This window comes from Gordonia sp. (in: high G+C Gram-positive bacteria) (assembly GCF_047600565.1).
In the GTDB taxonomy this organism is placed as follows: Bacteria; Actinomycetota; Actinomycetes; order Mycobacteriales; family Mycobacteriaceae; genus Gordonia.
In genome coordinates, this window is record NZ_JASGKN010000001.1 from 1,670,665 (window position 1) to 1,682,731 (window position 12,067).

Here is a 12,067-nt window from a genome sequence, read left to right on the forward strand (position 1 = left end):
GTCAGACGAGGACGGCGGGCAGCACGCCCATCGTCCACAGCAGGAAGACGACGAGCATCGCCCACAGGCCGCCCTGCCACACCTGCCAGCGCCCGCCGGCCCGGTACGTGCGGTAGGCCCGCAGACCCGCGCCGACGGTTCCGGCGACGATCACCAGCTCCGAGATGACCAGCAGGACGTCGCGCATCGCGCCGGTCCACAGGAGTGCCGCGGCGGCCACCACGGCGGCGACCGCGACGGTGATCACCACATGCCACGCCATCGCCCTCAGCTCCGGCCGCGGCACCGGCGGCTCGGTCTCCGGGGGCTGGGAAAAGGACATGACACCGACCCTACGCTGGGGGCATGGAACCCGTTCTCGAGCTATCCGGTGTCTGCTTCGTCCGTGACGGACGGACCATTCTGGACGACGTCGACCTGACCGTGAACGCCGGCGAGCACTGGGCGCTGATCGGCCCGAACGGCGCCGGCAAGAGCACCATCCTGTCGCTGGCCGGCGCCCAGCAGCATCCGACCCGCGGCACGGTCACGGTGCTCTCCGAACGCCTGGGCGCGGTGGAGATCCGGCGGCTCCGCGAGTCCATCGGTCACGTCAATCCCCGGCATCCGCTGCGGTCCCCGCTGCCCGTCCGCCAGGTGGTGCTGACCGGAGCCACCGGCACCAACGACCGGATGGACCGGTGGGAGCCCGACCCGGCGCTGGTGGCCCGCGCCGATGCACTGATCGCCATGCTCGGGCTCGACGACCTCGATCCAGCCGCGGCGTGGCCGACGATGTCGCAGGGTGAGCGCGGCCGCGCCCTGATCGCGCGTGCCCTGCTGCCCGATCCGCCGCTGCTTCTGCTGGACGAGCCGACCACCGGTCTGGATGTGGCGGCCCGGGAGAAGTTCCTGCGCACCGTCGACGATCTGCACGCCACGCATCCGTCGCTGGCGACCGTCCTGGTGACCCACCATCTCGAGGAGCTGCCCGAGTCCACGACCCATGGGGCGCTGGTCTCCCGCGGCCGCATCTCGGCCGCCGGACCGGCCGACGAGGTGCTCACCACAGACCTGGTGAGCGAGGCCTTCGAGTACCCGATCGAGATCACTCACACCGGTGGCCGATGGGCGGCGCGGGCGGCCGCCCCGGGGCCAGGGTAGAAAGTCCTCCCGTCCGTGCGCATGCCGACGCGATGCGATTGAATGGGAAGTGAGGCTTGATACGGACGTCGCACCGCCGCGCGCCCGGGCCGATCATTGAGGATGTGCATTTCACGATGAGCGTGATTCTTGTCGGTGTGGACGGATCGCCCGCAGCTCTGAACGCCGTGCGATGGGCCGCCGGTGCCGCCCAGCTCGAAGGCGCCGATCTCAAGATCGTCGCGGCCTACACCACCACGACCAGCGACTATGCTCCCGGGCTGGTCATCCCGCAGGACGTGATCGACGCGATCCGCGGCGAGGTCAGCAAGAACGTCCAGGATGCCGCCGCCGCGGCCCGCGAGGTGGCCCCGGACATCAAGATCGAGGGTTCGATCGCCGAGGGCGACGCGGCCCGAGTGATGATCGACTTCAGTGAGGACGCGAGCGCCGTCGTGCTCGGCAGCCGCGGTCTCGGCGGGGTCAAGGGACTGTTCCTGGGTTCGGTGTCCACCAGCACCGCCGCGCACGCCAAGAGCCGCGTGGTGATCGTGCCGCCGGACGCCAGCATCAACGAGGGCCCGATCGTGGTGGGCGTCGACGATTCGAAGGTGTCCGATCCGGCCGTCGCCGAGGCCTACCGTCAGGCCGATCTACGCAAGGCCGAGCTGATCGCCGTCCACACGTGGACTCCGCTGGACGCCGACGCCCTGCACGGTTTCGGTCTGTCCGCCGACGAGATCGACGAGATGAGCAATCAGGCCGTCGAGGCCGTGTCGCAGCGGATGGCGGGCTACGCCGCGGACTACCCGGATGTTCAGGTCAAGCGTGTCGTCATTCCGGAGGAGCCGGGCAAGGCCATCCTGGACGCCGCCGACGATTCCGCCGCGATGATCGTGATGGGCAGCCGCGGCCGCGGCGGCTTCACCGGCCTGCTCCTGGGTTCGCGCAGCCAGAAGGTGCTGCACAACGCCAAGGTGCCGGTCATGATCGTCCGTCAGTGACGCGCGTCCACTGAACGGAAGGCTCCCCCGCGGCCTGTGGGTGCTGTTGGCGGCCAACGCCGTCATCGCCCTCGGCTACGGACTCATCGCACCGGCGCTGCCACTGTTCGCCAACACCTTCGGGGTGACGTTCACGGCGGTGTCGGCCGTGGTCTCGGCGTTCGCCGTGATGCGTCTGCTGTTCGCCCCGGCGACGGGGCGGCTGGTGACGCTTCTCGGCGAGCGCCGGATCTATCTGACGGGCCTGGCGATCGTCGCCGTCAGCACACTGGCCTGCGCATTCGCGCACAGCTACTGGCAGTTGCTGGTGTTCCGCGGCGCCGGCGGCATCGGTTCGACCATGTTCAGCATTTCGGCGATGGCGCTGCTCATCCGGCTGGCGCCGCCGGATCTGCGCGGCCGGGCGTCCGGCTACTTCTCGGCGGGCTTCCTGATCGGCAGCCTGACCGGCCCGCTGGTGGGTGCGGCGCTGATCGGGTTCGGCCTGAAGCTGCCGTTCGTCGTCTACGCGGTCGCCCTGGTGATCGCGGCGGTCGGTGTGGCTCTCGCCCTGCCGACGGTGCCGGCGCCGGCGACCGAGACCGCACCGGCCGGCGATGAGCCGCCCACCGAGCACGCCGCGGCGCCGATCGCCGTCCCGGTCACCCAGGCGCTGCGGGACGGCTCGTATCGCGCGATCCTGGCCTCGAACTTCGCGCAAGGCTGGGCGTCGATGGGTGTGCGGGTGGCTCTGGTGCCGCTGTTCATCAAGGAGGGGCTGGGCGAGTCGGACCGGTGGGCCGGCCTGATCCTGGCGTTCTACGCCGCCGGCAACATCGTGGCGATCCTGGTCGCCGGCCGTCTGTCGGACCGGTTCGGCCGGCGACCGGTGATGCTGCCCGGTCTCGCGATCGCGACCGCGTCGACCCTGACGCTCGGGTTCTCCCCGAACCTCGCGGTGGCGGCAGCGCTGACCGTGGTCGCCGGCATCGGGTCAGGTCTGTTCGCGCCCACGCATCAGGCTGCACTCGGCGACGTCCTCGGCACCCGTCAGCGCGGCGGATCCGCGCTCGCCGCCTACGGGATGTCGTCGGATCTGGGTGCGGTGACCGGTCCGCTCGCCGCGGGCGCGGTGGCGACGGCGTGGGGTTTCGGGCCGGCGTTCGTGCTGACCGGCGCGGTGTGCGGTGTCGCCTTCGTCGCCTGGCTGTTCGCCCGCGACACCCTGCATCGGGTGCCGCTCGCCGCGGTCACACCGACAGGCTGATCTCCTCGGCGTCGAGCCGGGCGAGTTCCCGGGTGAGCGCCTCCGAACTGAACTGGCCGTGGTCGCGGAGTTCGAGCAGGGCACGACGCTGCCGGGTGATGACCGCCCGGCGCACGTCCCGCATTCTGGCGGGCGGCCAGCACCCGGCGGTCCAGCGCATCGGTGTCGTCGACGTCGGTGTTCGCCTCGAGGTCGCGGATCTGCTTGACCTTCTTGGGCGCCGGCTGATCCCCGATCGTGAGCGTCGGATCGGCCATCGCCTGCTGGGCGACCTTGATCATCTCGGCACGCAGACGGACACGCTCGGAGCGGACGTCCGCCGACTGGTCGGGCAATCGCATGGACCGTACGAAGGCGGTCATCGTGCCGCCCTGCACCACCAGCGAGAAGGCCGCGACGAAGAACGCGATGAGCACCAGCAGTGAGCGGTGCTCGATGTCGGCGGGCAGCGTCTGTGCGGCAGCGAGCGTCACGACGCCGCGCAGTCCGCCCCACACGACGACCAGGCCTTCCCGCACCCCCATCGACTCGGTCCGGTAGTACTCGATGTCCGCGAGGCGGCGGTTGATCCGCCGCCGGTAACGGCGGGCCGCGGTGTCGGGGGCGGCGTCGTCGAGGGACTCCTTCACCGCGGTGAGGGTGGGCGCCCAGGAGATCATCCGGCGCGATCGATGCTCGGTCCACCACACCAGGGGGATGATGAAGACGAGCCGCAGCAGCAGGATCACCGCGAGGGCGACGACCGCCGGCCACAGGGCGTGCGCCCACGAGTCCTGACTGTTGTCGACGTCGACGATGAGGGCTTTCAGCTCCAGGCCCATCAGCAGGAAGACGCCGCCCTCGAGCAGGACCTCCACCATCCGCCAGTTCTGGATGTCGGACTGGCGGTGAGCGGCGGTCAGCCGGCGCACCGAGTAGCGGCCGGCGACCAGGCCGGCGGCGACCGCGGCGACCAGACCGGAGGACTGGATGAGTTCGGCGGGCACGTACGCGACGTAGGGCGCCGTGAACGACACCGCGGTGGCGACCGCCGGATTGCTGATCCGGGAACGGACCCAGATGTGCACCCAGCCGACGGCGGCACCGACCACGGCGGCCGCGACCAGCGCCCAGACGAACGAGACGGCGACGCCGGCGAACGAGACCGCCGCCGCGGTCGCCGCGATCGCCGCGCGCAGCAGCACCAGCGAGCTGGCGTCGTTGAAGAGGCTTTCGCCGGACAGCACGGTGACGATGCGGTTGGGTGCCCCGATCCGGCGGATGGCGCCGGTGGCGACGGCGTCGGTGGGGCTCAGAATGGCGCCGAGCGCGACTCCGGTCGCATAGTTCACGCCGGGCAGTACCGCCTGGAACAACAGTCCGAGCAGAAGCGCGGACACGATCACCAGCACGATGGAGAGCGTGCCGATGGTCTGGAAGTCCCGTTTGAAGTCCATGGCCGGAACGGCGACCGCGGCACCGTAGAGGAGCGGGGGCAGCACGCCGACCAGGATGAGTTCGGGGTTCGCGCTGATCGGCGGCATGGCGGGCGCGAAGCTGACGGCCACACCGACCACCACGAGGATCAGCGGCGCAGCCACGCGCAGCCGTGGGGCGAAGGTGTTCGCGCCCGCGATGGCCAGCACACACACCACGATCACGACGACCAGCTCGAGTGCTTCCACCCCCACATTGTGACCGATTCGCCGGGTCGCGGCGGTGTCGGCCGGCGCAGTGACCCGAGTCACATGGGACAACTGCTTATGAGCCATCCATCTATGTACCAATGATGGTTGACACATTGCGTGGCGTGGAGCACAGTTGAGTCAGACCAGAAGGGATGAACGATGACGTCTACCCAGCCCCGTCCGATCGCCTACGAGCCCCCGGCCTCGAAGATCGGCACCGAAGCCACCTACAACCAGGTCCTCGAAGACCTGTCGGACGCATCGGTGCACCGGAACTTCGATCCGTACGTCGACATCCCGTGGGATGCGCCCGAGATGGCCGTCGTCCCCAACGACGAGCGATGGATCCTGTCCTACGACGTCGACCCCATCGGCAAGCATCCCTGGTATCAGGCGCAGCCGAAAGAGAAGCAGATCGCGATCGGCATGTGGCGTCAGGCCAACGTCGCCAAGGTCGGCCTGCAGTTCGAATCCATCCTGATCCGCGGCCTGCTGCTGTACGCGAGCAAGATGAAGAACGGCGACAAGCGCTTCCGCTACGTGACGCACGAATCCAAAGAAGAGTGCAACCACACCCTGATGTTCCAGGAGATGGTGAATCGGGTAGACCCGTCGGTGCCCGGCATGCGCCGCCTGCTGCGCCTGATCGATCCGATCATCCCACTGTTCGCCGCCATCTGGCCGTCGGTGTTCTTCTTCGGCGTCCTGGCCGGTGAGGAGCCCATCGACCACCTGCAGAAAGACTTCCTGCGGGCCGGCGAGAACATCCACCCCGTGATGTCGGCGGTCATGGAGCTGCACGTCGCTGAAGAGGCACGGCACATCTCGTTCGCCCACCACCACCTGCGCGAGACCATCCCGCACAAGAACCGCCCCACCAAGTGGGCGCTGTCCATCGCCATGCCGCTCGTGATGCGCATCCTGTGCGGCGCGATCGCCTCCCCGCCGCCGGCCTTCTTCAAGAAGTTCGACGTTCCCCACGAGGTCAAGAAGGACATCTTCTGGAACTCGCAGGACTCGCGGATCTTCCTGAGCGACGTCTTCGGCGACGTCCGCATGCTCGCCGAGCAGTGCGGCCTGATGAATCCGGTCTCCAAGCAGATGTGGAAGGCGCTGAAGATCGACGGCCGCGCCTCCCGCTACCGCAGCGAACCCCGCTACGACGCTCACTGATCGATCCTCGTCACAGCGGTACGGCGCTCGATCGCAGCGCCGTACCGCTGCTTCTTCGATAGGTAGGACAGCCCCATGCCTCACGTCGTGACTCAAGCCTGCTGCGGCGACGCCTCCTGCGTCTACGCCTGCCCGGTCAACTGCATCCATCCCACCCCGGACGAGCCCGATTTCGGCACCGCCGAAATGCTGTACATCGATCCACAGACCTGCGTGGACTGCGGCGCATGCGTCTCGGCGTGCCCGGTCGGCGCGATCGCGCCGGGTCACCGCCTGGAGGAGACGCAGCTGCGGTTCGCCTCGGTGAACGCGACCCATTTCGACGAGACCCAGAGCGACCGGACGGGGCCGGCCGGCGCCCGCTTCCCCGTCGACGTGTCGTGGCGCAAGCCGCTGGCCCCGGTCGACAAGCCGAAGGCCCTGCGCAACGCCCCCGACCCGCTGCGGGTCGCGATCGTCGGCACCGGGCCGGCCGCGATGTATGCCGCCGACGAACTGCTCAAGCATCGCCAGGCGCACGTCACCATGTATGAACGGCTGACCGAGCCGTTCGGTCTGGCACGGTTCGGTGTGGCCCCCGACCACCAGACCACGCGCCGCGTGATCAACCTGTTCAACCGGATCGCGGCGAATCCGCGCCTGCAGATCCTGCTCAATGCGGCGATCGGCGACGCCCCGGGCGAGATCAGCCTGGACGACCTCCGCGCCCGGCATCACGCGGTGCTGTGGGCCGGCGGCGCCCCCTCGGATCGTCGTCTCGACATCCCCGGCATCGACCTGCCCGGCGTGCAGAGCGCGACGTCGCTGGTCGGCTGGTACAACGGCCACCCGGACTTCGTCGACGCGGCACCGGACCTGTCCACCGAGCACGCCGTGGTGATCGGCAACGGCAACGTCGCCCTCGACGTCGCCCGCATCCTCACCTCGGACATCAGCCGGCTGGAGAACACCGACATCTCCCCCGACGCGCTCGCCGCGCTGCGGTCGTCGTCGATCCGGACGGTGTCCGTCGTCGCGCGACGCGGCCCCGAGGTGGCGGCGTTCACGCTGCCCGAGTTGATCGGTCTGGCCGACGGCGCCGCTCGCGTCTGGGTGGATCCGGCCGACCTCGACGGCATCGACGACGACCTGGTGCACGATCCGGAGGCGGCCGAGAAGATCGTGCTGCTGCGTGAACTGGCCGAGCGTCCCGTCCCCGACGAACCGTTCCTGCAGTTGCGGTTCCGGTTGACTCCCACGCAGGTGCTCGGCGACCAGGCGGCCACCGGTGTGCGTTTCACCCGGACCGGCGGCGACGAGACCGTCGACCTGGACGCCGGCCTGGTGCTGCCGGCGATCGGCTACTTCGGCACACCGGTGCCGGGTCTGCCGTTCGACGAGAAGAACGGCACCGTCGCCAACATCGCCGGCCGGGTCACGGACCGTCCCGGCGTCTACGTGACCGGCTGGATCAAGCGCGGCCCGACCGGGTTCATCGGCACCAACAAGACCGACTCGGCCGAGACGGTCGACAATCTGCTGGACGACGCCGAGGCGGGCCTGCTGCCCACCCCGAGCAGTTCCCCCATCGGGGTGTAGACACCCGGTTCCCGTCGACGCCCGGCCCTGTGGACTGCCACGGCCGGGCGTCGTCGTCTGTGGACGCCGGCGACGGTCGAGCCGCCCGATGCGCGTGAATGGAGGCACGCGAGCGAGGGGGCTTTCATGACGGACTTCGGGATCACGCCGGACCGGATCGCATCGATGGCGGCGGCATGGCGAACGGGCGGGGACGCGCTGCGCGGACTGTCGTTCCCGGCACCACCCCGCCCGGCGGACTGCGCGGCCGCGCGGGCGATGGCGCACTGTGTGGAGGAGGCGGCGGCCGCAGCCACCCGGCTGGGCACCGAGCTGACGGGTCTCGGCGACGGCGTCGAGCGGTTCAACACGGTCACCGTCGGCTCGGATGCCGCGGCGGCGGCCGGTCTGGTGGAGCGTCGGCGATGACGTCGATCGCGGCGATCCGCGGGTGGCCGCTCGACGAGTTCGCGGCGGCGGTGCAGGCAGTCGACCACGGCGGCGACGCGATCCTCGACACGACCGGCGCCGCGCAGATCGCACTGGGGTGCGACCCGGAGTGGACCGGCGCCACCCGGCGGGCAGTGATCAGGCGGATGGAGGTGTTCGCGGCGGCCGGGCGGCGGGCGGTGCGGACGCTGTCGGCGATCGGGGTGGCGGGGCGCCGCCTGGGTGCCGAGATGGAGTCGGCGCGGTCTGCGCTGCTGTCGGTGGTCGATTCCGCGGTGGCCGCCGGGTTCGTGGTCGCCGACGACGGCGTCGTGACGCATCGGGATCCGCGGCGCGCCCGGGACGCCGAATATCTGACGCAGCGGATCACCCCGTTGCTGTGTACCGCGGGCGTCGCCGACGAGGCGGCCGCCGCGATGCTGGATCTGCTGGCCGGCACCCTGGTCGGGTCGCCGTCGACGGTTCCGGATCCAGGCGGAGGGTGGACGGTTCCCGCGGAGGCCGTCGTCGCGTTGCGCACCCTCGATCCGGTGGCCCGGCGGCGGTACTGGGATTCGTTGACCGCCGCCGAGGTGCAGGCCCTGATCGACGCGGCGCCGGACGTCGTCGGAGGACTGGACGGGGTGTCGTTCGATGACCGGATCGCCGCGAACGCCGTATCGATGCGGCGGTCGCTCGACGCCGAGGTTCTCGCCGGGCGGGGTGACGGTGAGCGTGCCGTCGCGCTCCGCGCCCTGTCGGCGCCGGTCGAAGGTCCGGACGGACGGTTCGCACCGCGGCGGTTCCTGACGTTCGACGACGCGGGCGGCGGCCGCTACATCGAAGTGGTCGGCGAACTGGCCCCGGACACGCGGTCGGTGGGCGTCTACGTGCCGGGCACCGGCTCACGGCTGGCCACCATCGACGACGATCATCGGCGGGCGACCGCGCTCGCCGCGACGTCGGGGGCACCGGTGCTGTTGTACGTCGACGGTGACTTCCCGCAGCAGATCGGGCCGGCGTCACCGTTGACGAGCGGCCACGGCACGGTGTCGGGGACGGCGATGGACCCGCGTCCGGCGCGGGAGATCGGGGCCCGGCTCGCCGGCTTCGGCCGGGCCCTGGACGTCGAGATCGCGAGCCGCGCACCGGGGGCGTCGACGACGTTCATCGGCCACTCGTACGGGGGCTCGATCGTGGGCACGGCCGAGCAGTACGGTCTGCGCGCCGACAACATCGTGTTCGCCTCGTCGGCGGGCACCGGGGCGGCGGACGGCCCGTGGCGGGACCCCAACCCGGACGTGCACCGCTACTCCCTGACCCCGCCGGGTGATCCGATCCATTGGGCGCAGAAGTTCGGTGGTGCGGTGCACGGCGGCGACCCGGATTCCGCGCCGGGTGTGCAGCGCCTGGACACCGGCAGCTATTCGCCGGCGTTCGGCGGCGGCCTGGTGGAGGGTCTGGACGCTCACGGGGGTTATCTGGACGACCCCGAGTCGACCGCGTTCACGAACATCGCGGCCGTCCTGGCCGGGCGCCCACCGACCCCGTACGTCGAGCGTGCCCCCGACTTCCCGTGACGTGTTGGTTTCGACTCGACTCCTCGGCTAGCGCCTCGGTGTCGGCTCAACCGCCGAACAAGCAGCGCCCCCGTTGGTCGAGCCGGGACGGCCACGTCGACGGCCGAACCGAGACGACCCGTCGATAGTTGAGCCGGAACCACCCGTCGATGGTTGAACCGGAATGACCCGTTGATGGTTGAGCCGGGCCGACGGGCGAAGCCCGCCGACCCGTGTCGAAACCCCGGTCTCGAAACCCCCTGCACAGAAGCCCACACATCGGAAGGATCCACGAATGCCGGCTCACCTCTACATCCTGAAGTGCTGCGACGGCAGCTTCTATGTCGGGAGCACCCGGAACCTCGAGCAGCGGCTGTACCAGCACAGAACCGGTGTGGGTGCCGTGTATACGGCGAAGCGCCTCCCGGTGGAGTTGGTGTATTGCGCCGAGTTCGATTCGGTGGCGGATGCGTTCGCGATGGAGAAGCGGGTGCAGGGGTGGTCGAGGGCGAAGCGCACGGCGCTGATCGACGGTCGCGCCGATCTGCTGCCGCTGTTGTCGCGACGGGGCCGCAAAGCGTCGGAGCCGCTGCCGGGGGCTCCGGATGATTGATGGTTGGTTTCGACTCGACTCCTCGGCTAGCGCCTCGGTGTCGGCTCAACCGCCGAACAAGTAGCCCCGTCGATGGTCGAGCCGGAACGACCCGTCGATCGTTGAGCCGGGACGACCATGACCCGTTGATGGTTGAGCCGGGACGACGGGCGAAGCCCGCCGACCCGTGTCGAAACCCCCGCATCGACCCCCGGTCTCGAAACCCCGATCGAGACCCGGGGTCAGTCGGAGCCGAAGGTCTTCGTGTCGCCGGGGGCCCAGCCGGGGTCGCCGGTGGTCGCGAAGCGCACCCAGGAGGAGTGCATCTCGTCGGCCAGGGTCTGCGGGGGTTCGGTGCCGACGAGGGGTGCTGCGTCGGCGAGGTGGTCGAAGACGAACGGGATCTCGACGGCGTGGCCGGCCTTGATGCCGGCGATCGGCGACTCCCAGCCGAACTCGTACAGGTAGGTCGGGCTGTCGGGCCGGGCGTGGGCGATGGACTGTGTCGGCCCGGCGAACGCGAACTCGGTGAGTGCGGCGCACAGGACGTCGCCTGCGTTCTCGCCGGCGTCGAGACGTGCCTCGAAGGCCGACGTGTCCTGGCCGGATCGGGACATCACGAAGCGGGCGGCGTCGGGGGTGGCGAGTGCGGCGACACCGGTCGGCACCAGGAAGAACCGGAACTCGTCGGCGTTCCAGCCGCCGAGGAGCGGGATGCCGCGGCCGGCGCCGGCGGCGATGGATTTGACGGGCAGGTCGGGCAGGACGTCGCCGTCGATCACCGGGAACTGGCCCATGATGCCCAGTCCCTGATCGACGACGGTCTGGCCCCACACGGCCGGGTCGGGTTTGAGAGCGAGGTCGGCGGCCGCGGCGGTCTGGGCGCGCAGCAGCTCCTCCATGGAGAGTGCGCCGAGCGCGTCGACGGTCGGGTCGACTCCGGCCTGCGCCGCGATCTGCGCGGTCACCTTCTGGGCGTCGGCCGGGTCGGCGGCCGTCCCGCCGCCACCGGACTCCATGACCGCCTGCGCGAACAGGCCCTGCGCCTTCGGTGACGACAGCAGCGAGGCGACGCTCATGGCGCCGGCGGATTCTCCGAAGATCGTGACGCGGCCGGGATCGCCACCGAAGGCGGCGATGTTGTCCTGCACCCAGCGCAGGGCGGCGAGCTGGTCGAGGAGCCCCCGGGTTCTCGGGGGCGCCGGGCACCGAACCGAATCCGGGGGTGCCGAGGCGGTAGTTGATGCCGACGGTCACCACGCCGTCGCGGGCGAACGTGTCGCCCGCGTACATGGCGAGCCGGTTGGAGCCGCGGGCGAACGCGCCGCCGTGAATCCACACCATCACCGGGAGGCCTGAGCCGCCCGGATCGGGGGTCCACACGTTGACGTTGAGGTAGTCGTCGCCGAGGGCGATGACGTTGTCGAGGATCCCGGAGATCGGCTTCGGATAGCTGACCTGCGGGGCGGTGGGGCCGTAGGCGGTGGCGTCACGCACCCCGTCCCAGGGCGTGACGGCGGACGGGGCGGCGAAGGCCGCCGGGCCGAGTGGGGGCGCGGCGTACGGAATGCCGAGGAAGGCGGCGATGCCGTCGGTGACGCTGCCCTGAACGCGGCCTCCGGTGACCGCGACTGTCGGCTGGGCGAGGGATTCGGTGGTCATGGGACCGGACCCTACGCGTGTCGCGGATTCTGCGGGCCCGGGTGTTCATACTGGGT

At 70.3% G+C, this 12,067-nt stretch carries 9 protein-coding genes and 2 pseudogenes; 8 read left to right on the forward strand and 3 right to left on the reverse strand.

Going from position 1 to position 12,067, the window contains the following annotated elements:
• Window position 1: 1 nt before the first annotated feature.
• Window positions 2–322 carry a hypothetical protein gene (locus QM774_RS08155; protein WP_414975403.1) on the reverse strand — a complete coding sequence of 107 codons (321 nt, stop codon included), beginning with the start codon at window positions 320–322 and terminating at the stop codon, window positions 2–4.
• A gap of 23 nt (window positions 323–345) precedes the next feature.
• Between QM774_RS08155 and QM774_RS08160 the strand changes: the two genes are divergently transcribed.
• From QM774_RS08160 to QM774_RS08170, 3 genes are all read left to right on the forward strand, one after another.
• A complete protein-coding gene (locus tag QM774_RS08160; RefSeq protein WP_414975404.1) occupies window positions 346–1,143 on the forward strand; it encodes an ABC transporter ATP-binding protein in 798 nt (265 codons plus the stop codon).
• Between the two features lie 116 nt (window positions 1,144–1,259).
• Complete coding sequence (locus tag QM774_RS08165; RefSeq protein WP_414975405.1) at window positions 1,260–2,126, forward strand: universal stress protein; 867 nt, start codon at window positions 1,260–1,262, stop codon at window positions 2,124–2,126.
• 46 nt (window positions 2,127–2,172) lie between these two features.
• The gene (locus QM774_RS08170; protein WP_414975406.1) at window positions 2,173–3,372 is read left to right on the forward strand and encodes an MFS transporter; all 1,200 of its coding nucleotides are present in this window, start codon (window positions 2,173–2,175) and stop codon (window positions 3,370–3,372) included.
• Window positions 3,373–3,779: 407 nt separating this feature from the next.
• Here QM774_RS08170 and QM774_RS08175 read toward each other — a convergent pair.
• Window positions 3,780–5,153 (reverse strand): annotated as a pseudogene (locus QM774_RS08175) (cation:proton antiporter); the annotation flags it as partial.
• A 45-nt stretch (window positions 5,154–5,198) separates the two neighbouring features.
• On the opposite strand from QM774_RS08175, the gene QM774_RS08180 reads away from it, so the two are divergent.
• From QM774_RS08180 to QM774_RS08200, 5 genes are all read left to right on the forward strand, one after another.
• Window positions 5,199–6,212, forward strand: a complete 1,014-nt coding sequence (locus QM774_RS08180) for an AurF N-oxygenase family protein (RefSeq protein WP_414975407.1) — start codon at window positions 5,199–5,201, stop codon at window positions 6,210–6,212.
• 75 nt (window positions 6,213–6,287) lie between these two features.
• Window positions 6,288–7,790 carry an FAD-dependent oxidoreductase gene (locus tag QM774_RS08185; protein WP_414975408.1) on the forward strand — a complete coding sequence of 501 codons (1,503 nt, stop codon included), beginning with the start codon at window positions 6,288–6,290 and terminating at the stop codon, window positions 7,788–7,790.
• A gap of 126 nt (window positions 7,791–7,916) precedes the next feature.
• Complete coding sequence (locus tag QM774_RS08190) at window positions 7,917–8,198, forward strand: hypothetical protein (RefSeq protein ID WP_414975409.1); 282 nt, start codon at window positions 7,917–7,919, stop codon at window positions 8,196–8,198.
• Window positions 8,195–9,778, forward strand: coding sequence for an alpha/beta hydrolase (locus QM774_RS08195; RefSeq protein WP_414975410.1), 1,584 nt, complete (start codon window positions 8,195–8,197; stop codon window positions 9,776–9,778). The genes QM774_RS08190 and QM774_RS08195 overlap by 4 nt, the downstream gene beginning before the upstream one ends.
• Before the next feature lie 274 nt (window positions 9,779–10,052).
• Entirely contained in the window at window positions 10,053–10,370 is a 318-nt protein-coding gene (locus QM774_RS08200; protein WP_414975411.1) for a GIY-YIG nuclease family protein, read from the forward strand.
• Between the two features lie 221 nt (window positions 10,371–10,591).
• On the opposite strand, the pseudogene QM774_RS08205 reads toward QM774_RS08200, so the two are convergent.
• Window positions 10,592–12,011 (reverse strand): annotated as a pseudogene (locus tag QM774_RS08205) (carboxylesterase/lipase family protein).
• Between the last annotated feature and the right edge of the window lie 56 nt (window positions 12,012–12,067).